Origin of the sequence: Aurantimonas sp. A2-1-M11, from assembly GCF_036549475.1 — a bacterium.
In the GTDB taxonomy this organism is placed as follows: domain Bacteria; phylum Pseudomonadota; class Alphaproteobacteria; order Rhizobiales; family Rhizobiaceae; genus Aurantimonas.
Window position 1 is genome coordinate 15786 of record NZ_JAZHLI010000045.1, and the last position, 23293, is coordinate 39078.

The window sequence follows — 23293 nt, forward strand, 5'->3', positions numbered from 1 at the left end:
CGACCTGTTGCGGGCGGCTGCGGCCACTCACAATTTTGCCGTGCGGATGTCGTTCAAGGCGGGGCATGTGCCATCGCCCCGCTTTTCGATCCCGCCCCATGCCGATCCGCGCTTCGGTGTTCGCCGCCGTCCTCGCGGTGGGTGCTGTTGCGGACTCTCCGACCGTCGCGCAGGAGACCGCGGACACCGGCATGGTGGATGCCGACACGGTCGCGCTGGGCACCATCGAGAGCCGGCTCAACGAGGCCGGCATCTGCACGCCGCTGACCTTCGATCTGCGGGTGGTGTCGGCGCTGGTCGGCTTTCCGATCCCGAGCTTCGTCCCGGTCGACACGAATCTGCGCTGGGACCAGAGCCGCCATCAGGTGACGCGTTTCGCGTCCACCCCGGACAAGGTGCTGCTGGACTTCGAGATGGGTTGCCAGCCGAGCAGCAACGGCGCCGTCCTCGAATTCATCGGTCTGAAACCGGAGGTCATGCGCCTGGCGGATACGGTCGCCTGTACCGGTGAACGGGCCGGCGACGGCAGCTTGGGCACGCTCGTCTGCGAGCCCGAGGGCCGCATCGGACGGTTCCTGTCGAAGACGATGATCGGCCTGTCGGGCAAGGTCGGCCGGCTGCTGCCCATGAACCTCGCCGTGCCGGTCAGCGAGGTCGTCGCACCCTTCGGGCCGACGCGGCCGGGGAACGCACCGCCATTGCAGCCACCCGAGGTCGAGGGCCCGCCTCCGGCGGACGCGCCGTCGGCCGAGACACCGGTTGCCGATCCGGACACGGCAGCGGCACGAGCCGCGACGGTCGCCGATCCGAACGACGAATCGCCGCGCTGAAGGAGCAACGCCGCGGCGACGTCGCCACGGCGTTCGGCCCGGTCAGTCGACGCTGGCGGGATCGCGCCAGAAGGCGGGCAACTGGTAGCCGTAGAGTGGCGTCGTCTCCGGGTGCCGGATGAACTGCCAGCGGGCCAGCCACTGCTCGGGCAGGTGGAAGAGCGGCAGCACGTAGTGGCCGGAGATCAGCACCCTGTCATAGGCCCGCACCGCGGCCACGAAATCCTCCCGCGAGCGGGCGGCGACGATCTCGCCGATCATGTCGTCGAGGGCCGGATCGGCGGCGCCGGCATAATTGAACGTGCCGGCAAGGTCCCGTGACACCGAGCCCCAGCGATAGACCTGCTCGGCGCCGGGCGAGAGCGACGCCGAATAGGTCGCGAGGATCATGTCGTAGTCATAGGCGTTCTTGCGAGCCTGATACTGGGCGTCGTCCACCTGCCGGATGGTGGCCCTGATGCCGACCCGGTCGAGGGACCGTTTGTAGGCGAGCGCGATACGCTCCTGTTCCGAAGACTGGACCAGGATCTCGAAGCTCAGCGGCCTGCCGTCGGGGCCGATCAGCGAGCGGCCCTCGAAACTGTAGCCTGCCTCGCGCAGGGCCGTCACAGCCGCCTGCAGCGCCTTGCGATCGCTGCCGCTGCCGTCGGTCTGCATCGGCGCATAGCTGCCGTCCATCACCTCCGGCTCGACTGCGTCGGGATACCGGGCCAGCAACGCCTGTTCGGCGTCGGAGGCGGGTCGGCCATAGCTCGACAATTCCGAATTCTGGAAGAAGCTGCCGGTGCGCGCGTAGGCGTCGTAGAAGAGGTTGTGGTTGGCCCATTCGAAGTCGAACAGCATCGAGAGCGCCTTGCGGACCTTGCGATCCGCGAACACGTCCCGGCGGGTATTGAACACGAAACCGAGCATGTTGGAGGGCGCGCCCGAGGTGAAGGTCTCCAGCACCACGTCGCCCTTCGTCACCGCGGGAAAATCGTAGGCGGTGCGCCAATGGTTCGGATCGCCCTCGATATAGACATGGGACAGGCCCTTCTTGAAGGCCTCGAACTGGGCGTTCGCGTCGCGGAAATACTCGATCGCGATGGTCTCGTAATTGTCGAAGCCCTGCTTCACAGGCAGGTCCTTGCCCCAATAATCGGGATCCTTGCGGTACACGATGCGCTGGCCGGGTTCGACCGTGTCGATCACGTAGGGTCCCGAGCCGATGACCGGCTCGATCGTCGTCTGCTCGAAGGTTGCGCGGTCGAAGGCGTGCTCGGGCAGAACGGGCAGTCCCGAGATCAGCATCGGCGTCTCGCGGTCGGCCGTCTGATCGAAGGTGAAGCGCACACCGTGCTCGCCGACCTTCTCGATCGTCACCGCCGGGCGCAGCCAGTTGGCATACATCGGGCGGCCGTGCTCGCGCAGCATCTCCACGGTGAAGAGGACATCCTCGGGGCGAACGGGCTTGCCGTCGGAAAAGGTCGCCTGCGGGTTCAGCTGGAACTCGACGAAGCTGCGTTCGTCGTCGGTCTCGACCGTCTCGGCGAGCAGGCCGTACATGGTGAAGGGCTCGTCCGCCGAGCGCTGCATCAGAGGCTCGAAGACGAGGTTTCCGAACTGCTTGTCGAACCACAGGCCGCGGGCGGTGGTCAGCGCGCCGCGCACGATGACCGGGTTGAGATTGTCGAAGGTGCCGAACACGCCGTAGCGCATCGTGCCGCCCTTCGGGGCGTCCGGATTGGCATAAGGCAGATGATCGAAATCGGCCGGCAGCGCCGGGTCGCCCTGCATGGCGATCGCATGGGCCGGTTCGGCAGCGGCTGGCGTCGCAAGGGCGAGCGCGGCGGCGACGCAGAGCGGTGCGAGAAGCGCGCTGAGGCTCCCGGCGGAAGAAATGGTCCGCATTCGGTTCGATCGACTCCTGAGTTCTGTCCGGACGCGATTCTAACGGGAAACCATGAGCTTGCCTACCGGTCGGGGTGGTGCTTCGTTTGCCTGGAGGTCTTCAAACAGCCGTATTTGCGAAACAGGTCCTGCGTCGTTAAGGAACGAATGTTTCCGCACTATTCACGCCGAAAGGAATTGAGGCCTGTGACGCATCGTCTGACAAACGCCACCACCGGGATGCTCGCTGCCGGGCTGCTCGGATTTGCGACGCTCGGTGCCGGCGTATCCGGCGCGATCGCCCAGACCGCCACACCGGCAGCTCCCTCAGGCGCCGCGCCGGCTGCCGGGCAGCAGCGTCCGCAAGCCGTGCCCGCCGAATGGTTCAAGGTCTGCTCGACCCAGGGCGAGAACGAGATCTGCAACACGCAGTACACGCTCATTGCCGACACGCGGCAGCTGATCACCGCGGTCAACCTGATCAACGTCACCGGCAAGGTGAACCAGAAGGTGCTCCAGGCCGTGGTCCCGACCGGCCGGGTCATCCCTGCCGGCGTGCAGATCAAGGTGGACGACAAGGCACCGCAGACGCTGAACTATTCGGTCTGCTTCCCGGATCGCTGCATTGCCGAGGCGGAGCTCACCGACGCCGTGGTCGCGTCGATGAAGGCCGGTAGCCAGATGACCGTGACCTCGATCAACTTCCAGCGTCAGGCCAATCCGGTGCCGGTGACCCTGTCGGGCTTCACCAACGCCTATGACGGCGCGCCCAAGGCCCAGCCCGAACTGGCCCAGCGCCAGCAGGAGCTCAACGAGGCTCTGCAGAAGCAGGCCGAGGAGCGCCGCAAGAAGTTCGAGGACGCGCAGAACGCGGCCAAGACCGGCGCGGCCCCGCAGTAAGGCGGACCGACCAGACCCGGACATGCAGACGGCGGCCGCGAGGCCGCCGTCTGCGTTTGGGGGCAGGGCGCTGCGGTATGCCCCGAGCGCACTACCGTTCAGTTCCGGTGCGCGCCCTTAAGCTGGTAGGCGCCGTCGACCGGACCGTCGAACAATTCGCCGATCTGCGGATGGCGTACCGGGATGCCGGTCTCGTCCGGCAGGAGGTTCTGTTCCGACACATAGGCGATGTACTCGCTCTCGGCGTTCTCGGCGAACAGATGGTAGAAGGGCTGGTCCTTGTGTGGGCGCACGTCCGCGGGAATGGATTCGTACCATTCGTCACTGTTGTCGAATTCGGGATCCACGTCGAAGATCACGCCGCGGAACGGAAATACGCGGTGCTTGACGATCTGTCCGATAAAGAAGCGGGCCGTTTGCATAGATGTGTAGTCTCCCTTAAGGCACGGGAACTAGCCATCTGCCCCGTGCAGCGCAAGCGCGCACGGCCGGTCGAGACGAACGTTCCCGCATGTTTTCCTGTTTCAGCGCCAGGCCGACACCTTGATCGAGATCATCGGCCTCATCTCGCCGTTCTTCGTCCTGATCGGCCTGGGTTTCGGCGCCGGACGAATCGTCCATCGGCCGATCGAGGGCCTCGCCTGGCTCAACGTGTTCGTTATCTATATCGCCTTGCCGGCCCTGTTCTTCCAGCTGCTCGGCAAGACGCCGGTCGAGAAACTCGCCAGCGTTGGCTTCATCGCCGCGACGACCCTTGCGACCTTCGTGATCTTTTCCGTCGGCTTTGCCCTGGCGATCGTACGGACCCGCGGCGACATCCCGGTCGCCACCATCCAGGGCCTTGCCGGCGCCTACGGCAATATCGGCTATATGGGGCCCGGGATCGCGATGGCCGCCTTTGGCCCGGCGGCTGCGGTGCCCGTGGCGCTGATCTTCTGCTTCGACAACATCCTGCACTTCGTCATGGCGCCGCTGATGATGGCGATTGGCGGCGATCGCAGCCGGTCTGCCGGTACCCTGGTGGTGCAGGTGCTGATCAGCATCTTCACCCATCCCTTCATCCTGGCGACGATCGTCGGCGTCGCAGCGGCGATCCTGCAGTTCCAGCCGCCGGAACCCGTCGAGCGCCTGCTGCAGCTCCTGGCCAACGCGGCCGCCCCCTGCGCGCTGTTCGCGATGGGCGTCACGCTGGCGCTGCGACCGCTGAAGCGGGTACCGGCGGAACTGAGCACCATCGTCCCGCTGAAGCTGATGGTCCAGCCGATGGTCGCTTGGCTGCTGCTTGGCCTGTTCGGGGATTTCGATCTGCTCTGGGTCCAGACCGCCATCCTTCTCGCCAGCCTTCCGACCGCGACGAACGTCTTCGTGATTGCCCAGCAATATGGCGTCTGGGTCGAGCGCGCCTCCGCCTCGGTCCTGGTGACCACGGTCACGTCGGTGGGAACGGTGACGCTGCTCCTGTTCCTGATTACCTCAGGGTTCCTGCCGGCCGATCCGTTCCCGCAGTGAACGCGGGACGCCGGTCAGGCCCGCACCCGGGCTCAGCCCCTCGCGCATGGCGAACTGGCGCAGGAACGGCAGCGCGCGCAACGCGCCGAGCCCCGCCGAACGCGCCATCTGGCTGGGCAGGAAGTCGGCCAGCAGCGACCGGTTCAGCAGATCGACGCCGATGGTGCGCGAACGCACGTCCGAGCGCCGCGCGGCGTCGTAGCGCAGGAGCGTGATGCGGGCACCCGGGTCGTCGCGGCTCTCGCAGGCCAGACGCACGATGTCCTCGCAGTCCCTGAGACCCAGATTGAGCCCCTGCGCGCCGATCGGCGGGAAGACATGGGCTGCTTCGCCGACGAGGGCGAGACGATCGCCGGAAAAGCGGGCCACCGACGCGCCGGAGAGCGGAAAGCGCTGGATCGGCTCCTCCACGTCGACCGCACCGAGCATCGAATGCATGCGATCCTCGATCAGCCGCGACAGTTTCTCGGGCGACAGTTCCGCATAGAGTTCGGCGAGCTTCGGCTCCTCCACCCAGACCAGGGACGATTTGCGGCCGGGCAACGGTACTTGGGTGAACGGCCCGGAGCGGGTGTGGAATTCCGTCGAGATCGACTGATGGTCGATGCGGTGGCCGAAATTCAGCACGATAGCAACTTGCGGATAGGCCCATTCGCGCAGGCCGATCCCGGCCGCCTCACGCATCGGCGAGCGGCGACCGTCGGCGGCGACCACGAGATCGACCGCGAGGCTGCCGCCATCGGCAAGCTCCACGACGGCGCGCTCGCCCTCTATCCGGTAGCTGCGGGCAACCGTGTCGCGCCTGTCCAGCCGCGGCTCGTCCGCAGCCCGCTCCTTGAGCGCGGCGAGGAGATCGCTGTTGAGGACGTTGTAGCCAAAGGCGGACAGGCCGATCTCGCTCGCTCGAAACTCGACGGTCGGAGCGCGAAGGAGGCGCTTCGTGTCGTCGATGAGCCGCATGACGGCCAGGGGCTGGGCCTTGCTGCCGAGCGCGTCGAAGACGCCGAGATCGGACAGGAACGCCACCGAGCGCCCGATGAGCGCCGTGCTGCGCCGGTCGGCCGGTGCCTCGGGCGCGACCAGCACCGTGTCGAAACCGGCTTGCGCCAGGGACAGCGCCGTAGCGGTTCCAGCCAGCCCGCCGCCGATGACAGCAATTTCTCTACGTTCCATGCCTTGCGGTCCAGATCCGGTGACAGATGCGGCCAAAACCCGCTCATAATGCGCGTGGCCGTTCGTTTCGCTTGGAATTCGCACATACGCCCGTTACAGCGGATGACAATGGCCCGTCGCTGCACCACGCCGCCATGCGACGAATCGATCCGGACATGTGATGGCAGACGCAGTCAGAAAATTCGACAAATGGCGCGCCTTTGGCGTGCATCTCCTGACCGCGAGCGGGGCGTTCCTGGCGTTCATGTCGCTGATCGCCGCCGGAGAGGGGCGCTGGGTGGCCATGTTCGGTTGGCTGGGCCTGGCCCTGTTCGTCGACGGCATCGACGGACCGATGGCCCGCAAGGTCGAGATCAAGCGCGTCCTGCCGAACTGGTCGGGGGACGTCCTGGATGCCGTGATCGACTACGCGACCTTCGTCATGATCCCGGCCGTGGGCCTCTATCTGTCCGGGCTGATCGGCGAGCCGTGGTCGGGCGTGGCCGCGGCGCTGATCGTGATTTCGAGCGCGATCTACTACGCCGACACGCGGATGAAGACGAAGGCCAATTATTTCCGCGGCTTTCCAGTCGCCTGGAACATGGTGGTCTTCACCTTCTTCGCCGTGCAGCCGAGCCAGGCGGTGGCCTTCGGATTCGTGGTCGTGTGCACGGTCGCGACGTTCCTCCCGATCCAGTTCCTGCATCCGGTCCGCGTGGTGCGGCTGCGCTGGCTCAACCTGTCGGTTGTCGCCGTCTGGTCGGTGCTGGGGCTGATCGCCCTCGTCAACAATTTCGACAGTCCGGACTGGGTGCGCTGGGGACTTGTGGCGAGCGGCGTCTATCTGTTCGCCATCGGCGGCGTCGTCCAGCTGCTGGACCGCATGCGCCGCTGAGCGGACAAATCAGGGAGACAGGCATGAGCAAGGCAATCATGGTCCACGAGGTGGGCGGACTGGACGTGATGAAGTGGGAAGAGCACGATCCGGGCCAGCCGGGCGATGGCGAGGTTCGTGTCCGGCAGACCGCCGCCGGCGTGAACTTCATCGACGTCTATTTCCGCACCGGTGTCTACAAGGCGCCGCAGATGCCCTTCGCCCTCGGCAAGGAAGGCGCAGGCGTGGTCACCGCCGTCGGCCCGGGCACCGACCGCTTCAAGGTCGGCGACCGCATCGCGTATAATGGTGTTTCCGGCAGCTATGCCGAGGAAGTGGTGGTGGCCGCCGACAAGGCCGTGAAGATCCCCGATTCCATCGATGACCAGACCGCCGCCGCCATCATGCTGAAGGGGATGACGGCCGAATATCTCCTGCGCCGCACCTTCAAGGTCGGACCGGAGACGGTGCTGCTGTTCCACGCCGCCGCCGGCGGCGTCGGTCTCATCGCCGGCCAGTGGGCCAAGCATCTGGGCGCGACGGTGATCGGCACGGCGGGCTCGCCCGAAAAGTGCGCGCTGGCGCTCGAGAACGGCTACGACCACGTGATCAATTATCGTGACGAGGATTTCGTCGAGCGGATCCACCAGATCACCGACGGCCGCAAATGCGACGTGGTCTACGATTCCGTCGGCAAGGACACCTTTCCGGGCAGCCTCGACTGCCTGAAGGGCCGCGGTCTCTGGGTGAGCTTCGGACAGTCGTCGGGCGGCGTGCCGCCGTTCGACATCGGCATCCTGAACCAGAAGGGCTCGCTGTTCGCCACGCGGCCGAGCCTGTTCGGCTACAACACCAATCGGGACGAACTCGATGCGTCGGCGAGGGCCCTGTTCGATGTCGTCGGCTCGGGTGCGGTGAAGATCACCATCGGCCAGACCTATCCGGTCGCCGAGGCCGCCCAGGCGCATCGCGACCTCGAGGCGCGTCGCACCACCGGCGCGACCATTCTCACGATGTAGCTCATCAGACCACGGATCCGCCGGCGGGTTGTCGCTGGCAGATCCGTCAAGATTGAGTCCGTGCCGCTGCCTCGACGAAGGATTCGCGCCACGCCGCCGATCAATCCCCGCCGTCGAGAATCACGGCGCGCGCCCTGGCGTATTTTTCCAGCCGCCGTTCATCGTCTTCCGTCACCGTGCCGAGACGGGTGCGGTCGGAATTGTCGGCCAGATCCGCCAGCTTCACCGTGCGGGCCAGTTCGTTGGCCCGGGCCCGGCGGACGGCGTCGAAATAGTCCTCACCCTCGCGATGGGTCAGGGCGTCGACGGCATCGACGATCTGCCGGGAGAACCCTTCGTCGCGCAGGCGCGCCAACGTCCAATCATCGCTGTCCTCGACCACGTCATGCAGCAGGGCGACGATCTTCGCCTCGCGGCCGTGAACCGCGTCGCAGACCCGGACGGGATGAGCGATGTAGGGGGCGCCGGCCTTGTCGATCTGCCCGGCATGGGCACTTTCCGCGATGGCGCGTGCCCGCTCGATCGTCGTCATCGCCGATCCTCCTGGACGTTACATGACTGCGATAAAACGAATTTGGGTCGGTCAAAGGAGAAGGCAGCCGGAAAGGGGGGAGGCCCCATCCAACTGCCTCTCTGCATTCGCCAGCGCGGGTCAAATTGGGAGGAAAACCTGCCGCCGATACTTCTTCCAATGCCCCAAGGTCAGATCCGATCCCTCTCGCGGCCCCGTCTTTTCATAGCCGACTACACTGACCGACGGCTGTCAGCCCGGGGCGCTGCGCCGTCTGGCGACCAGCGTGGCCATGGCCATGCCCGCCAGCATCATCGGCACGAAGACCAGCGTACCCGGCGCAGCCAGCGTGAGAGCCGTCCAGGCCGGACCGGGGCAGAAGCCGCCGATGCCCCAGCCGATGCCGAAGGTGGCAGCGCCCAGGCTCAGGTTGCGATCCACGTCGCGGCGCGTCGGCAACTGGAAATCGGCATACAGAAACGGGCGGCCGCGCGGCAGGACGATCCTGTAGCCGATGAAGGTCGTGAGCGCGGCACCGCCCATGACGAAGGCGAGGCTGGGATCCCATGTTCCCGCGACATCGAGGAAGTTCAGGACCTTGGCCGGGTCGGACATGCCGGCGAGGATCAGCCCGACACCGAAGAGGAGCCCTGCGAGGAAGCCGAAGAGAGGACGCATGGTGATCTTCCTCAAACGAGATGGCGCAGGACGAAGACCGTCCCTGCGGCAAAGGCCATGAAAATCAGGACCGCGACGAGCGAGCGGCCCGAAAGGCGGGCCAGGCCGCAGACGCCGTGTCCGCTGGTGCAGCCCGAGCCGGTGATCGTGCCGAAGCCGACCAGCAGGCCGGCGATCCCCATGGCGACCAGATTGGACGGCACGGTCTGGGTGACCGGACCACCCGTCACGGCCACGACGAGGAGGGGCGCGGCGACAAGACCGAGGATGAAGGCGAGACGCCAGATCCAGTCATCCCGGCCGGCGGGCAGGGCACCGGTGGTAATGCCCGATATGCCGGCAATCCGCCCGAACAGAAGCATGACGAAGACGGCGGACAGGCCGATGAGGATGCCGCCCGCCAGCGAGGCGAATGGCGTGAAGGGAGTTATGGTGTCGAGCGGCACGTCGTCTGCTCCTTGAGCTCATGGGACCGTCGGGTACGGGACGGTCAGGCCAGGAAGGCCTGACCGCTTTTCACCAGCATGTAGATCGCGACCAGCATGATGAGGCCGGCAAAGGCGACATTCAGCGCGCCCTTGCGACCGGACAGCCAGCGGGCAACGAAGGCTCCGCCGACACCGCCGGCCAAACCGCCAGCCACGAAGACCAGGGCCAACGGCCAGTCGACATAGCCCGACAGTGCGTAATTCAGCGATGTCGTCAGCCCGAAGGCGGCAATGGCGACGAGGGACGTGCCGATCGCCTTGAGCACCGGCATGCCGGTGGAGGCGACGAGGCTGGGGACGATCAGGAAGCCGCCGCCGATCCCGAAGAAGCCGGAGAACGCCCCGGTGCCGGCGCCGTAGCCTAGCACCTTCGGCGCATTCTCGCGGTTGCATTCCACATCAGCGTCGCCGGTGTGGCCGCGGCTGCGGAACATCATCACGCCGACGCCGATCATCAGCAGGGCGAAGGCGAACAACAGCTGCTCGCCGTCGATCATCTTGCCGACGGTCGAGCCGGCGAGGGCGCCGACGATCCCGGCACCGCTGTAGACGACGGCACACCGCCATTTCACGTTGCCGAGCCGGGCATGGGTGACGAGATTGCCGGCCGCGTTGGCCGCCACGGCGAAGGCGCTGGTGCCGATGGCCATGTGCGGGCTGGAGACGCCGACGAGATAGACCATCAGCGGCACGGCCAGGATCGACCCGCCGCCACCGAACAATCCGAGCGACAACCCGACCAGCGAGCCAGAAAAGGCACCAAGGAGATACTGGACGAGGCTGAGGGTCATGGCGAAGAGCTCGTGGCTGCGACAGACGCCATCGGGCGTCGGCGAGGAAACGTTGGGGCTGCCGGACAATCGGCAGCCCCCGAGGCCGTGATGGGGTCGCGGCGGTCAGTCCTTGAGCGGCAGCCCGTGATCGCACCAGGCCTTCAGGCCACCCTCGATCGGCTTGGCGTCATATCCCATTTCGGTCAGTGTCCTGGCCGCCAGGGCGGCGCGCGCGCCGGAAGCGCACAGCACATGGACCGGCATGCCACCGCCATGCGCCCTGGTCAGGGGCGGATGGGCGCTCTCTGCCGAGGGATCGGCCCGCGCTTCCAGGAATCCGCGCGGAACGTGGACGGCGCCCGCGACCTCGCCGCTCTCGGCCAGTTCGCCGGTCTCGCGGACGTCGAGGATGACTCCGTCCGCGGCATGGGCGTCTGCGGGCGCGACGACCCCGGTCGTCGCCTTCGCTTCGGCCACGTAGTCCTGCATGGTCTTGTGCATCGGTTGCTCCTCAGAAACGGTTTGCCGGGATCTTGAAGTAATGGTTGCCGTCGCTCTCGGCCGGCGGCAGGCGACCGCCGCGCAGATTGACCTGCAAGGCATGGAGCATGCGGTCGGGCAGGTCGAGGGTCGCGTCCCGCTCGTCGCGGATACGCACGAAGTCGGCCTCGTCCTTGCCATCGCCGACATGGACGTTGTCGCGGCGATGCTCGGCGACGGTCGCTTCCCAGCGAATCTCGTCGCGCGATCCGGCGCCGTAATCATGGCCCACGAACAGGCGTGTGTCCCCCGGCAGCGACAGGATCTCGCGGATGCTCGCCCACAGGATCCGGGAGGAGCCACCCGGGAAATCGGCCCTGCTGGAGCCCATGTCGGGATACATCAGCGTGTCATGGACGAAGGCCGCGTCACCTGCCAGATAGGTGATCGAGCCCAGCGTATGGCCCGGCGAGAGCATCACGCGGACATCGATGTCGCCGATCCGGAACGTGTCGCCGTCGTTCCACAGCCGGTCGAAGTCGCGGGCCGGATCGAAGGCATCCGGCAGATTGTAGAGTCCGCGCCAGAGTTCGGAGATCTCCACGACCTTGCTGCCGATCGCCGCCGGTACCCCGAGCTGTTCCTTCAGATAGGCAGAGGCCATCATGTGGTCTGCATGGGGATGGGTGTCGAGAATCCACTCGACGTCGAGCCCTTCACGGGCGACATGCGCCAGGATCTCGTCGGCGCTTTCGGTCGAGGTGCGGGCCTCGGCGGGATTGAAGTTCAGGACGACGTCGATCAGCGCCGCCTTGCGGGTTGCGGGGTCCGCACAGACATACTGGATGGAGCCTGTGTCCTCTTCGTAGAAACCCCAGATGTCCGGCGATCCTGCGCCGCTGGATGGGCTGTGGCGGGTCAACATGCGAAATTCTCCCAGCTTCGTGCGCTGCGGCGGGCTTATGAGTGATGCGATGGTCGCATGACCCGGGGCCGACCGATTTGCGTTGAGGCAAATCACTTCCGTATCTGCCGCTGCCGGTGTATATATGCGTCATGCCTAAATTAGACAACCCTAATATTAATCACGACGCGCTCGCATCGACCGAGGCGCGTGCGCTCGATGCCAAAGCGGCCGACGTGGCGGAGATGCTGTCGCTGATGGCCAATGCGCATCGGCTTCGCATCCTCTGCAAGCTGGCCGAAGGCGAGGCGTCGGTCGGCGTTCTGGTGCAGGAGGTCGGCGTCAGCCAATCAGCGCTGTCGCAGCACCTTGCGCGCCTGCGCACGGGAGGCCTCGTCAGCACCCGCCGGGAAGCGCAGACAATCTTCTATTCGCTGGCGAACGACGAGACGCGCGCGATCATGGACGCGCTGTACCAGGTATTCTGTGCACCGAGCGCTGGGTCGAACGGGTAGCGGCTGCTCGCAACCTTCGCCATGGGGAGCGCAGTCATCACGTCTCATCACGTTCGCATCATTGGACGATCTGCGTGGGTTGCAGGGCTGGGCCGCCAGGCCAGTTGTGCTCGCAAGCCGGCCGCGGATCTGCGGCTCGGTCCCCGCAGCTTTGGAGGTCCCATGCGACATCTCGCACTTTCCCTTGCAACAGCCACCATGCTGACTGCCGTCCCCGCGCTGGCGCAGAGCGACAACGGCGACATGCGGCCGTCTGTCGTCACCGCGGCACCCCATGGCGCGGACCAGCAGCCGGCCTTCGAAGGGCAGACCCGCGCGCCGCAGCCGGCCGAGGACGTGGCCGTGACGACGAATGTCGTGGCCGACGGCCTGCCACGCCTGTGGTCGATGGAGTTCCTGCCGGACGGGCGCATGCTGGTCGCGACGAAGGACGGCGCCATGCACATCGTCGGTGACGACGGCGAGCCGGGCGAACCCCTTGCCGGCGTGCCGGAAGTCGACGCCGCCGGGCAGGGCGGACTTCTGGACATCGCCCTTGCGCCCGATTTCGCCGAGAGCAACACGATCTTCTTCTCCTTCGCCGAACCGCGCGGCGGCGGCGAGAACGGCACGAGTGTCGTCAGGGCGCAGCTGAGCACGGACGACGCCGGCTCGGGCGCGCTGGAAGACGTCACCGTGATATTCCAGCAGACGCCGGCCTATGCCGGTGACAAGCATTTCGGCTCGCGGCTGGCCTTCGCGCCCAATGGCGAATTGTTCGTCACCGTCGGCGAACGCTCCGACACGCCGATCCGCGATCAGGCGCAGGATCCGAGCTCGGGTCTCGGCAAGATCTTCCGGATCCGCCAGGATGGTTCGCCGGCCGAAGGCAGTCCCTTCCTCGATGCAGCGGACGCCCAGCCGGAGATCTGGTCCTACGGCCACCGCAACCTGCAGTCGGCAGTGGTCGATGACGAGGGTCAGCTCTGGACCGTCGAGCACGGACCGAAGGGCGGCGACGAACTGAACCGGCCGGAGCAGGGTGTGAACTACGGCTGGCCGGTGATCACCTATGGCGTCGCCTATAGCGGCGCGCCGGTCGGCGAGGGCATCACGGCCCAAGACGGCATGGAGCAGCCGACCTATTACTGGGATCCGGTCATCGGCCCATCCGGCATGGCGCAGTATCAGGGCGACGAGTTCCCTGAATGGCAGGGCGCATTTCTGGTCGGCGGACTAGTGACCCAAGGCCTCGTGGTCCTTCGCATGGAGGACGGGCGCGTCGCCACCGAGGAGCGCGTGCCGCTCGATGCCCGCATCCGCGACGTGAAGGTCGGCCCCGACGGCGCCATCTACGCCGTGACCGAGTCGCGCAACGGCGGCGGCAGCACGATCGTCCGGCTGACCGCCGGTTCCGAAAGCTAAAGCCGCATCACCTCGAACTTGGAGCGGACGGATGCAGGCCCGCTCCACACGAACGAAAAAGGGGCCGCCCTCAAGAGGAGCGGCCCGTTCGCTTCGTCGCATCGTCAACCACCGTTCCGGCGGATGCAGGTCTGTCAGGCGGCATCCCGCAGCGCGGCATCGTTGCTCGGCGCGTCCTGATCGGTCATTGCCTCGATATCGCTCTCTACCAGCGCCGCGTGAAGCGTGCGCAGGGTCAGGTCGTAATCCTTATCGTCGATCACGAACTGCAGATCGACGCGGCGCGTCAGGTCCTGCATGCCGAGCGGCGAGATGCCCACCTCGGACAATGCCGAGAGCGCGCGCAGGGTCAGCCCCGGTGCCGTGAGGTTGCGGCCGATCACCGAAACGATCGCCACGCGCTCGATCTCGATCTCCGAGGCCGGGAAACGTTCTGTCAGGTCGCGCTCGACGCGTTTCAGCGACTTCATCGAGCCGTCGATGAAGTGGGTGATGGTGTTGGCGTTGCAGGTCTTCGTGACGATCCGCATCTTGTGGCGCGTCAGGACCTCGAGGATCGCCGCGTCGTAGCCCTTCACGCCGACCATGTCCTGCTCGAAGAACTGCAGGGCGAAGACACCGCGCAGGCCGGCGATCATGTCGACGCGCGGCTTCGGCGCGCCGCGCTCGTCGAGGATCAGCGTGCCGGAATCCTGCGGTCGGAACGCATTGCGGACCCGCAGCGGGATGCCGGCCTGGCGCAGACCCTTCGCCGCGCGGGGATGGATCGCTTCCATGCCCATGTTCGACAGCTGATCGGCCACATCGTAATTGGTGCGGCCGATGACCCGGACCTTGTCGAGGCCGACCGTCTTCGGGTCGGCACTGCAAAGGTGGAACTCCTTGTGGATCACCGCCTCGCGGGCCTCGGTGAGAGCCGCGACACGGGCGAAGGTCACCTCGGTGTAGCCCCGGTCATGGCTCTTGACGAGCGACTCGCGGCACTGGGCGTAACCTGGCAGGATCGGCATCTCGGTGGCGAAATCGACATCCTCGAGCGCGGTGCAGATCCGCTCGTCCAGCGACGGCTGGCTGTCGTCGCGCCAGCCCGTCAGGTCGACGAAGCGGGCGTTGACGCCGCGATTGCGCAGCAGCAGTGCCGTCACCATCGCCGAATGCGCCTCGCCGAGCGCCGACACCATCTCGCGGACGGTCATCAGGTGCTCTTCGAGACGGAACTGGCCGTAGGAGCAGAGACGGCTGAGATCGATCAGGCAGCTGCGTACACCCTCGATCCGCTCGCGCACGAAATCGTCGGCGGCGCGGCGATCACCGGTATCGTCCAGGACCTTGGCGTTGATCGCCTGCATGTCGCGGCCAACGGCCGTCAACGCATCGCCCCAGGCCCATTCGGAATCGGTGCTGGCGAAAAGGGCATGGACGCCCGGCTCGCCGGTCTTCTTGTGCTCGAGCAGCTTGTCGGTGATGCCGCCATAGGCGGACACGACGAATATCCGGTTGTAGAGATCGGCGCCCTTGCGGCTGCCGATCAGGACGTTCTCCAGCAATTCCTCATGCCGGAGCATGGATGTTCCGCCGATTTTCTCGACTGTATGGTTATTCATGGGTTCTCTCTCCGGGCACGCTCAAACGGGCGTGCGCCGAGTTGGACGGGCATGTTGCCCGTTCGCGTTTCGGGCGTCGGCGCCAAGCGGAACATCAGGCTCTCGCTTGCGCAGATCGGGGCATACGGGCGGCACGTCGCCGCCCGGACGCTGCTAGATCGCTTCGCCTTCGAGAGCGTAGGCACCGGTCGCGTCGTGAACTTCCTTGCCGTTGAGCGGCGGATTGAACACGCAGGCGACCGACATCTCGGTCTTCGGCCGGACGATGTGCTGGTCATGCTTGTCGAGGACGTACATGACGCCCGGCCGCAGGTCGTGGACCTCGCCCGTCGCCTTGTCCTCGATCGTGCCTTCGCCCGAGACGACATAAACCGACTCGAAATGGTTCTTGTAGTGAAAGTGGTTCTCGCCACCGGCGTAGAGCGTGGTGATGTGGAACGAGAAGCCGACATTGTCCGACTTGAGGAGGAGACGGGTGGAATCCCATCCCTCCGACTTGACGAGGCGTTCGGTCTTGCGGGCTTCTGCGAGATCTCTGACGATCATGATCTGACTCCTGTTCGGATACGGGTGCGGGGCGCGGTCGGCGGCCTATTCGGCCGCGACGCGGGCCGGCTCGCGCAGGGTGACCTCGAAGGCCTCGGCGACGATGTCGAGGCCGCGGGCGAACACCTCGTCCGTGATGGTCAGCGGAGCCAGCACCTTGACGATCTCGTCGGACGAGCCGGCCGTCTCGATGATCAGGCCGCGCTCGAAGGCGGCGGCGCAGATGGCGGCAGCCTTGTCGCCGGAACCGGTGTCGATGCCGCGCATCATGCCGCGACCCTTCACCCGGAAGCCGTAGCTCTCGGCGATGCCGCTCAGGCGCTCGTTCAGGACATCGGCCTTGCGGCGGATCTCCTTGGCGAAGCTGTCGTCGGCCCAGTACTTCTCCAGCGCCGCGCGGGCGGTGACGAAGGCATGGTTGTTGCCGCGGAAGGTGCCGTTGTGCTCGGCCGGCGTGAAGACGTCGTACTCCGGCTTCACCAGAACCATCGACAGCGGAAGGCCAAAGCCCGACAGAGACTTCGCCATGGTGACGATGTCCGGCTGGATGCCGGCGAACTCGAAGGCGAAGAAGTCGCCGCTGCGGCCGCAACCGGCCTGGATGTCGTCGATGATCAGCAGGGCGCCGTGCTTCTTGGCGATCGCGGCGAGGCGCTGCAGGAATTCCTTGGAGGCGACGTTGAGGCCACCTTCGCCCTGAATGCACTCCAGGAGGATAGCCGCCGGCGCGTCGACGCCGCTCGAGGTGTCGCCGAGCATGTCGTCCAGCATCTGGGCGCTGTCGACGCCTTCGCCATGGAAGCCGTCATAGGCCATGCGGGTGACGCCCGACAGCTGGCTGCGCGAGCCGGCCCGCTGCGAACCATTGCCGGTGGCGGCGAGCGCCCCGGTGGTCACGCCGTGATAGCCGTTGGTGAAGGCGATGACGTTCTCGCGGCCGGTGGCCTTGCGGGCCAGCTTCAGCGCTGCCTCGACGGCGTTGGCGCCGGTCGGGCCCTGGAACATCATGCGGTAGTCGAGACCACGCGGCTTCAGGATGCGTTCGCTGAAGGAGATCAGGAACGCTTCCTTGGCCTCGGTGAACATGTCGAGACCGTGCGTGACGCCGTCGGACATGATGTAGTCGACGAGGGCCGACTTCATGTCCGGATCGTTGTGACCGTAGTTCAGGGATGCGCAGCCGGCGAGGAAATCGATATATTCGCGGCCCTCGACATTCGTCAGCGTGGCGTTCTGCGCCGTGCGGAACACTGTCGGGAAGCTGCGGCAGTAGCTGCGAACCTCGGACTCGAGGCGTGCGAAGGTGGCGGCGCCCGTCGTGGCGGGCGTTTCAGTGTGATTCAGCATGGTTCATTCCGTTGGTTGCGAACGGAGCCCGCGGCGGCGCGGGCATCATCGTTCCAGTCATATTCCGGTGGCGGGCCCCGCGAACTGGCCGCGTGGCAGGCCGTCAGGCGGCTTTGGCCGTCGTCTGTTCCGGCACGTCGTCAGTGTCTGCGGCAGTGGTTTCGCCGGTCTCGATCGGAGCGATCGTCAGCATGTGCTCGCTGTCGTGGTCGCCCGAGAAATGCTCGTCTCCGCAGAGCCAGACCTTGTCCGAGATGGTCGCGTCGAATTCGTCCGCAACGCCCTCGAACATGCGCCAGGACGATGTGTTGTCCGGCGTGATCGTGGTCTTCAGCCGCTCCACGCCTGCGCAGGATTCGCTGGTCAAGAGATTGGCGATCAGGCGGCGCGCCAGACGGCGACCGCGTGCCGCTTCGGCCACGGCGACCTGCCAGACGAACAGTGCCTCCGGCTCTTCAGGCGGGCGATAGGCCGACACCCAGCCGACGATCTCGCCGTTCAGTTCGGCCAGCATGCAGGTGCTGGCGAAGTGCGTGCACTGGAGATAGTTGCAGTACAGCGAATTGTCGTCCAGCGCCTCACAGGAGTCGATCAGGTCATGCACCGCCTGGCCATCCTCGCGGACGGGGTGGCGAAAGGTCAAAGGGTCAGACACGCTGGCCAGTTGCGGACGGGGACCTTGGTCGGACTTCTGCATGGGCACGCCTCGTGCGTTGTTACGTTGGGCGGAATATTTGTCTCATCGAAGGGATAGTCAACCACCACGGCGCGCATTCAGGCAGGATGCGCGGGGATTCGGCACCTTCGAAAACATCGAATAACCTCATGTTATCAGTGAATTGATCGATTTCCGCCAAGGCTTAGAAAAATTTCTGATGACGGATTGGGCGCCCGGAGGTCATTCGCTGGTCAAATGAAATCTCGAAACATCCCGAAGAATCAGTTTGATCGTCGAAGGACCCCTCGTTTATATAGCCGCGCCGCCAGGGGGCGGCAGAGGCCGAGTGCCTTGCAGACGATCGGATCGGGGTTGAACGGAACATGGAGGATCGGGGACGGCAGGCTTTGATCGCCCTCAGGCGGATCATCCGAGCCATGGAGTTCAGTGCCCGGCGACTGGCGAAGGAGACCGGGCTGACCAGTTCGCAACTGACCGTCCTGCGCATCCTGCGCCAGGGCGAACTGACCCCGAGCGCCATCGCGACCCAGATCGGCCTGACCCAGGCCACCGTCACCACGCTGATCGACCGGCTGGTCGAACGGGGCCTGGTGCAGCGACGCCGGGGCGAGAGCGATCGCCGGCATATCTGGATCGACCTGACTGCCGAGGGCCATGCCATGATCGAGAGCATGCCGCCCGATCTGCAGGTCAGCTTCCAGAACGAGTTCGACCGCATGCAGGACTGGGAGCAGGCGATGGTCGTCGCCAGTCTCGAGCGCATGGCGGGACTTCTGAACGCCGACCGCATCGATGCCGGTCCGGTCCTGGAGTTCGGCGAGATCGGGACGCCCCGGCCGTAGCGCGCGGAGTTGCCGACACCATCGAGGCGAGTTGCGCAGACGCGACGGTCTCGCCGTAGTGTGCATCCGCCCGTCTGCGCCATGTCACTCTTCACAGGGCCGAAGCGGCCCTCTCAGCCGCACCGGCCATTTGTGCGGCGCCAATGCTAGCGCGTGACGAGTTCCGGCCCCATGAGGCTGTAGGGCAGGAAGGTCGAGAGGGCCGGCACGTAGGTTACGAGGATCAGGAACAGGAACAGGACCCCGACGAAGGGTAGCGCTGCCCGGACCACCTGGACGAGGCTCATGCCGGTGATGCCCGACGTGACGAACAGGTTGAGGCCGATCGGCGGCGTGATCATGCCGATCTCCATGTTCACCACCATGATGATGCCCAGGTGCACCGGATCCACGCCGAGCTCCATGGCAATCGGAAACACGACCGGCGCGACGATCAGGAGGAGGCCCGAGGGCTCCATGAACTGGCCGCCGATCAGCAGCAGGATGTTCACGGCGATCAGGAAGGTGAACCAGTCGAAGCCGGCGCCCAGCATCAGGTCGGTGATCGCCTGGGGGATCCGCTCGGCGGTCAGGACGTGCGCGAAGAGCAGCGCGTTGACGATGATGAACATGAGCATCACCGTCGTGCGCGACGCTTCCACCATCACCTTGCGCGTGTCCTCGTTGAAGAAGGCGCGGCCAACATTGCGCAGTGACAGCCAGATATTGCGTCCCCATACCGGCAGGCCGGCACCCAGATGGCCGAGGACGCCCGCCACACCCGTCTTCTCGCCGCGCCACAGGGTGTAGGCAACGACGAGGATCGCCGAGATGATGCCGCCGATGGTCGCGCGTTCGGCGAAGCTCAGCGAGGCACCGGTGGGCGCGTCGGTGGCGAAGAAAGACAGGATCATCCAGACGAAGAAGAAGGCGACGCCGTAGACGATGGCCGAGAAGCCGACGCGGGCCTTCACACTGTCGGTGGGCAGCACCCAGGGAATGCCCTTCATCGGCCCCATGTCGCGATAGACGAAGATCGCGACAAAGAACGCGTAGACGGCGGCCACGGCCGCGGCCTCGGTCGGCGTGAAGACGCCGCCATAGATGCCGCCAAGGATGATGACGATCAGGAACAGGCCCCAGCCGGCATCCTTGCCGTGATGGATGATATTGCCGAAGCCGTGCCAGGGCTCGGCAGGCAGGTTCTTGATCCGCGCCATGACATAAATGGCGATCATCAGCATGAGGCCGGCGACCGCGCCGGGAATCACGCCGGCCAGGAACATGCGCCCGACCGAGACGTCGGTGGCGGCCGAATAGACGACCATCACGATCGAGGGCGGAATGAGGATGCCGAGCGTGCCGGCATTGGCAATGATGCCTGCCGCGAAATCCTTGCTGTAGCCGACCTTCTGCATGCCGGCGATGGCGATGGTGCCGATCGCGACGACCGTGGCGGGCGAGGAGCCAGACAGTGCCGCGAACAGCATGCAGGCCAGCACCGAGGCCATGGCGAGGCCGCCACGGAAATGGCCGACCGCGGCGATGGCGAAATTGATCAGACGCCGGGCGACGCCGCCGGTCGACATGAAGGCCGAGGCCAGGATGAAGAACGGGATCGCCAGCAGCGTGTAGTTCTGCGAGGCCGTGAACAGCTGCAGCGCCACCGAGGACATCGAATCCGTCGAGAAGAACGCGATCAGGATGACCGAGGACAGGCCGAGCGAGATCGCGACCGGGACGCCGAGGAACAGGAGGCTCAGGACGAGGATGAAGAGAAGGGCAGTTTCCATCCGTCGTCAGTCCTTCAGCACGTCTTTGTTTTCCGCCACGAGGTCTTCCGCCTCGTGGCTGGCGATGATGAGCTCGCGCTCGCCGTTCCAGATCTGGACCAGCCCCTGCAGGGCACGGAAGGCCAGCATGGAAAGCCCGATCGGCAGGATCAGATAGGCAATCCAGCGCTGCACGCGCTCCTGCATGCCGAAGGCTTCCTGAATGAAGACAGGATAGCGCAGATCGTCGAGGCCGAGGCCGAGGTCGAAGAATCGCTTCCAGTAGAAGATCGCCCCGCCCGAGGAATTGGCGCCGAAGATCGACAGCCAGTCGGCCGACAGGAGCATGATGGCGTAGAGCGCCGTGCAGAATGCGCCGAACAATGCCGCCACGCGGAAAAGCGGCTTGGGAAACAGGCGGATCAGGGCGTCGACGCCGAGATGGATGCCCTGCTTGAGCCCATAGCTCATGCCGAACAGGATCATCCAGGCAAAGAGAATGCGGGTCAGTTCCAGCGCACCGGTCCAGCCGCTGTTGAAGCCGTAGCGGGCGACGACCTGCGAGAAGGAGATCAGCGTGATGGCCGCGAGGATCGTGGCGAGGATGTTCTCCTCGATCCGGGTGACGATCTCGGGCCGGCGCCGTTCGGCGAGGAACAGGAGGACGACAAGCGCCAGGACGGCGAGGAACGGCCAGTAAGCGCTCATGATCTCCTCCCGAAGCCGCCGCGGCGGCCATGCTGCCTTGTCGGTGGTCGCGGCTACCGTATCCGGGTGCGAAGTGGAAGATGCCCGTCCGCGAAAGACCGATTTATTCTGTGGGGTCAGCCATGACCGCGCGGACGCCGGACCATGGCCCGGTAAAGACGACCGGACACCGCAAGGGTGCCCGGTCTCAGGTCACGTGGTCAGTTGGTGGGGTTGGCCGCCTGGGCAGCTTCGATCACGTCCTGGCCGACATCTTCGCGGAAGCGGTCCCAGACCGGCTTCATGGTCGCGACCCACTGTTCCCGCTGCTCCGGCGAGAGCTCGCGGATGGCCGAGCCGGAATCGAGGATGTTCTGGCGATTCTTGGCCTCGGTATCGGCCACGTTGTCGTTCGCCGTCTTCGTCACTTCGTCGACGATGGATAGGAACTGGTCGCGAACCGCCGGCTCCAGCCCGTCCAGCCACTCGGTGGAGGTGACGAGCAGATAAGCCAGGGAGGCGTGGTTGGTCTCGGTGATGCCGTCCTGCACCTCGAAGAACTTCTGGGTGTAGATGTTGGACCAGGAGTTTTCCTGGCCGTCGACGACGCCGGTCTGCAGGGCCTGGTAGACCTCCGAGAACGCCAGCTTCTGCGCCGACGCGCCCATCGCCTCGATCATCGCCTCGGCGACGTCGGAGGTCTGGATGCGGAACTTCAGGCCGTTGGCATCGCTGGGCACTTCCAGCGGCTTGTTGGCCGAGAACTGCTTCATGCCCGACAGCCAGTAGCCGAGGCCGGTGTAGCCGACGTCTTCCATGACGGTGAGCAGTTCCTTGCCGGTGTCGCTGTTGTTGAAGGTCTGGACCGCCGACAGATCGTTGAACAGGAACGGCAGATCGTAGAGTCGGTACTTCTTGGTGTAGGCCTCGAACTTCGACAGCGAAGGCGCGGCGAGCTGCACGTCGCCCAGCAGCAGGGCCTCCAGCACCTTGTCGTCGTCGAACAGGGTGGTGTTCGGGAACACCTCCATGCAGGCGGTGCCGTTCATCTCCTCGTTGACGCGATCGGCGAGCAATGTCGCGGCGTCGCCCTTGGGATGGCCGGTTGCGGCAACGACGTGGCTGAACTTGATGACCATCTCGCCGTCGTCGCAGCCTGCCGACTGCGCCATGGCAGTCGAGGCCGTGAGGCCCAGGGCAAACGTCGATACGGCGCTCAGTAGCAGCTTCTTCATCATGAAAACTCCGGTGTTGTCCCAGTCGGGCCCGAGGATACAGGGGACGACCGGCCAAAGCCGGGCGCGCATCCATTGTCGCAATCGGGTGGTGACATCTGCCGGATCGCGCCTTCGGCCCCGCGTGCAACACACGGGCCGAAGGGCTCATTCCTCCCGGCAACGGCCTCCCACCGTTGCAATTTGCCAAGGGAAGCAAATGGCGCCGGGCTTGGCAAGCACTGCAACCGATGGCGGTTTTCTTCTGACGGCGCAGACGGGCGCCCGGTGGGCTCTAGCCGGCGGCGCCGAACGCCTTGAAGGCGACGGTGGTGAAGGTGTCGGCGACACCGTCCAGCACCTGCAGCTTCTCGGTGACGAAATGACCGAGATCGCGCCCGTCATCGAGATAGAACTTGGCGATCAGGTCGTAATGGCCGGAGGTCGAATAGACCTCCGACATCTCCTCCACCGATTCCTGCAGGTCGCTGGCGACCGTATAGGCGGCGCCGGGCCGGCATTTGAACTGGACGAAGATGGTCTGCATGGCGGGTCTCCGGCTGGTTGCGTCGTGGCTCAGAAGAAGGCCTGGAGGCCGGTCTGAGCCTTGCCGAGGATCAGCGCATGGACGTCGTGCGTGCCCTCGTAGGTGTTGACGGTCTCCAGGTTCTGGGCGTGGCGCATGACGTGGTACTCGCCCATGATGCCGTTGCCGCC

25 protein-coding genes and 1 pseudogene are annotated in these 23293 nt (G+C 65.6%); 8 read left to right on the top strand and 18 right to left on the bottom strand.

Features of this window, described 5'->3' with window-relative positions:
* The first annotated feature begins 98 nt into the window (after nucleotides 1–98).
* On the top strand, nucleotides 99–830 hold the full coding sequence (locus VQ042_RS17715; protein WP_331821645.1) for a hypothetical protein: 732 nt from the start codon (nucleotides 99–101) through the stop codon (nucleotides 828–830).
* A 42-nt stretch (nucleotides 831–872) separates the two neighbouring features.
* Here VQ042_RS17715 and VQ042_RS17720 read toward each other — a convergent pair whose 3' ends face one another.
* Entirely contained in the window at nucleotides 873–2606 is a 1734-nt protein-coding gene (locus VQ042_RS17720) for an extracellular solute-binding protein (RefSeq protein ID WP_331821667.1), read from the bottom strand.
* Nucleotides 2607–2939: 333 nt separating this feature from the next.
* Here VQ042_RS17720 and VQ042_RS17725 point away from each other — a divergent pair, with 333 nt between their 5' ends.
* On the top strand, nucleotides 2940–3599 hold the full coding sequence (locus tag VQ042_RS17725; RefSeq protein ID WP_442880117.1) for an invasion associated locus B family protein: 660 nt from the start codon (nucleotides 2940–2942) through the stop codon (nucleotides 3597–3599).
* A gap of 98 nt (nucleotides 3600–3697) precedes the next feature.
* On the opposite strand, the gene hspQ is transcribed toward VQ042_RS17725, so the two are convergent.
* A complete protein-coding gene (hspQ, locus tag VQ042_RS17730) occupies nucleotides 3698–4021 on the bottom strand; it encodes a heat shock protein HspQ (protein WP_331821647.1) in 324 nt (107 codons plus the stop codon).
* 121 nt (nucleotides 4022–4142) lie between these two features.
* Between hspQ and VQ042_RS17735 the strand changes: the two genes are divergently transcribed.
* The gene (locus VQ042_RS17735; protein WP_331821648.1) at nucleotides 4143–5108 is read left to right on the top strand and encodes an AEC family transporter; all 966 of its coding nucleotides are present in this window, start codon (nucleotides 4143–4145) and stop codon (nucleotides 5106–5108) included.
* Here the strand turns inward: VQ042_RS17735 and VQ042_RS17740 are convergent.
* On the bottom strand, nucleotides 5073–6281 hold the full coding sequence (locus VQ042_RS17740; RefSeq protein ID WP_331821649.1) for a UbiH/UbiF family hydroxylase: 1209 nt from the start codon (nucleotides 6279–6281) through the stop codon (nucleotides 5073–5075). The genes VQ042_RS17735 and VQ042_RS17740 overlap by 36 nt on opposite strands.
* A gap of 160 nt (nucleotides 6282–6441) precedes the next feature.
* Between VQ042_RS17740 and pcsA the strand changes: the two genes are divergently transcribed.
* Nucleotides 6442–7155, top strand: a complete 714-nt coding sequence (pcsA, locus tag VQ042_RS17745) for a phosphatidylcholine synthase (RefSeq protein ID WP_331821650.1) — start codon at nucleotides 6442–6444, stop codon at nucleotides 7153–7155.
* A gap of 23 nt (nucleotides 7156–7178) precedes the next feature.
* Nucleotides 7179–8153, top strand: a complete 975-nt coding sequence (locus VQ042_RS17750) for a quinone oxidoreductase family protein (RefSeq protein ID WP_331821651.1) — start codon at nucleotides 7179–7181, stop codon at nucleotides 8151–8153.
* Nucleotides 8154–8253: 100 nt separating this feature from the next.
* On the opposite strand, the gene VQ042_RS17755 is transcribed toward VQ042_RS17750, so the two are convergent.
* The 6 genes from VQ042_RS17755 to VQ042_RS17780 all read right to left on the bottom strand — a co-directional run bounded on the left by VQ042_RS17755 (nucleotide 8254) and on the right by VQ042_RS17780 (nucleotide 12008).
* Complete coding sequence (locus VQ042_RS17755; RefSeq protein WP_331821652.1) at nucleotides 8254–8685, bottom strand: HD domain-containing protein; 432 nt, start codon at nucleotides 8683–8685, stop codon at nucleotides 8254–8256.
* Between the two features lie 231 nt (nucleotides 8686–8916).
* On the bottom strand, nucleotides 8917–9342 hold the full coding sequence (locus VQ042_RS17760; RefSeq protein ID WP_331821653.1) for a DUF6691 family protein: 426 nt from the start codon (nucleotides 9340–9342) through the stop codon (nucleotides 8917–8919).
* A gap of 11 nt (nucleotides 9343–9353) precedes the next feature.
* Nucleotides 9354–9788: a YeeE/YedE family protein gene (locus VQ042_RS17765; RefSeq protein WP_331821654.1), complete on the bottom strand. Its 435-nt coding sequence runs from the start codon at nucleotides 9786–9788 to the stop codon at nucleotides 9354–9356.
* A 44-nt stretch (nucleotides 9789–9832) separates the two neighbouring features.
* The gene (locus VQ042_RS17770; RefSeq protein ID WP_331821655.1) at nucleotides 9833–10621 is read right to left on the bottom strand and encodes a sulfite exporter TauE/SafE family protein; all 789 of its coding nucleotides are present in this window, start codon (nucleotides 10619–10621) and stop codon (nucleotides 9833–9835) included.
* A 105-nt stretch (nucleotides 10622–10726) separates the two neighbouring features.
* Nucleotides 10727–11104 carry a rhodanese-like domain-containing protein gene (locus tag VQ042_RS17775; protein WP_331821656.1) on the bottom strand — a complete coding sequence of 126 codons (378 nt, stop codon included), beginning with the start codon at nucleotides 11102–11104 and terminating at the stop codon, nucleotides 10727–10729.
* A 10-nt stretch (nucleotides 11105–11114) separates the two neighbouring features.
* Nucleotides 11115–12008 carry an MBL fold metallo-hydrolase gene (locus VQ042_RS17780; RefSeq protein WP_331821657.1) on the bottom strand — a complete coding sequence of 298 codons (894 nt, stop codon included), beginning with the start codon at nucleotides 12006–12008 and terminating at the stop codon, nucleotides 11115–11117.
* A 224-nt stretch (nucleotides 12009–12232) separates the two neighbouring features.
* Here VQ042_RS17780 and VQ042_RS17785 point away from each other — a divergent pair, with 224 nt between their 5' ends.
* Both VQ042_RS17785 and VQ042_RS17790 read left to right on the top strand, forming a co-directional pair.
* Entirely contained in the window at nucleotides 12233–12502 is a 270-nt protein-coding gene (locus VQ042_RS17785; RefSeq protein WP_331821658.1) for an ArsR/SmtB family transcription factor, read from the top strand.
* A 162-nt stretch (nucleotides 12503–12664) separates the two neighbouring features.
* A complete protein-coding gene (locus VQ042_RS17790; RefSeq protein ID WP_442880116.1) occupies nucleotides 12665–13906 on the top strand; it encodes a PQQ-dependent sugar dehydrogenase in 1242 nt (413 codons plus the stop codon).
* Between the two features lie 134 nt (nucleotides 13907–14040).
* Here the strand turns inward: VQ042_RS17790 and VQ042_RS17795 are convergent, their stop codons facing one another.
* From VQ042_RS17795 to ectA, 4 genes are all read right to left on the bottom strand, one after another.
* Nucleotides 14041–15510 carry an aspartate kinase gene (locus VQ042_RS17795; RefSeq protein ID WP_331821659.1) on the bottom strand — a complete coding sequence of 490 codons (1470 nt, stop codon included), beginning with the start codon at nucleotides 15508–15510 and terminating at the stop codon, nucleotides 14041–14043.
* Nucleotides 15511–15663: 153 nt separating this feature from the next.
* A complete protein-coding gene (locus tag VQ042_RS17800) occupies nucleotides 15664–16056 on the bottom strand; it encodes an ectoine synthase (RefSeq protein ID WP_331821660.1) in 393 nt (130 codons plus the stop codon).
* 45 nt (nucleotides 16057–16101) lie between these two features.
* Nucleotides 16102–17403 carry a diaminobutyrate--2-oxoglutarate transaminase gene (gene ectB, locus VQ042_RS17805; protein ID WP_331821661.1) on the bottom strand — a complete coding sequence of 434 codons (1302 nt, stop codon included), beginning with the start codon at nucleotides 17401–17403 and terminating at the stop codon, nucleotides 16102–16104.
* A 103-nt stretch (nucleotides 17404–17506) separates the two neighbouring features.
* Nucleotides 17507–18100: a diaminobutyrate acetyltransferase gene (ectA, locus tag VQ042_RS17810; RefSeq protein ID WP_331821662.1), complete on the bottom strand. Its 594-nt coding sequence runs from the start codon at nucleotides 18098–18100 to the stop codon at nucleotides 17507–17509.
* Nucleotides 18101–18498: 398 nt separating this feature from the next.
* Here ectA and VQ042_RS17815 point away from each other — a divergent pair, with 398 nt between their 5' ends.
* Nucleotides 18499–18924 (top strand): MarR family winged helix-turn-helix transcriptional regulator, encoded by a 426-nt coding sequence (locus VQ042_RS17815; RefSeq protein WP_331821663.1) that lies wholly within the window; start codon nucleotides 18499–18501, stop codon nucleotides 18922–18924.
* A 146-nt stretch (nucleotides 18925–19070) separates the two neighbouring features.
* On the opposite strand, the gene VQ042_RS17820 is transcribed toward VQ042_RS17815, so the two are convergent.
* The 5 genes and pseudogenes from VQ042_RS17820 to VQ042_RS17840 form a co-directional block, all read right to left on the bottom strand.
* On the bottom strand, nucleotides 19071–20696 hold the full coding sequence (locus VQ042_RS17820; RefSeq protein ID WP_331821664.1) for a TRAP transporter large permease: 1626 nt from the start codon (nucleotides 20694–20696) through the stop codon (nucleotides 19071–19073).
* A gap of 6 nt (nucleotides 20697–20702) precedes the next feature.
* A complete protein-coding gene (locus tag VQ042_RS17825) occupies nucleotides 20703–21383 on the bottom strand; it encodes a TRAP transporter small permease (protein ID WP_331821665.1) in 681 nt (226 codons plus the stop codon).
* Between the two features lie 200 nt (nucleotides 21384–21583).
* Nucleotides 21584–22597: a DctP family TRAP transporter solute-binding subunit gene (locus tag VQ042_RS17830; protein WP_331821669.1), complete on the bottom strand. Its 1014-nt coding sequence runs from the start codon at nucleotides 22595–22597 to the stop codon at nucleotides 21584–21586.
* Nucleotides 22598–22871: 274 nt separating this feature from the next.
* Nucleotides 22872–23123, bottom strand: coding sequence for an Lrp/AsnC family transcriptional regulator (locus tag VQ042_RS17835; RefSeq protein WP_331821666.1), 252 nt, complete (start codon nucleotides 23121–23123; stop codon nucleotides 22872–22874).
* A 29-nt stretch (nucleotides 23124–23152) separates the two neighbouring features.
* A pseudogene (locus VQ042_RS17840) lies at nucleotides 23153–23293 on the bottom strand (acyl-CoA dehydrogenase); the annotation flags it as partial.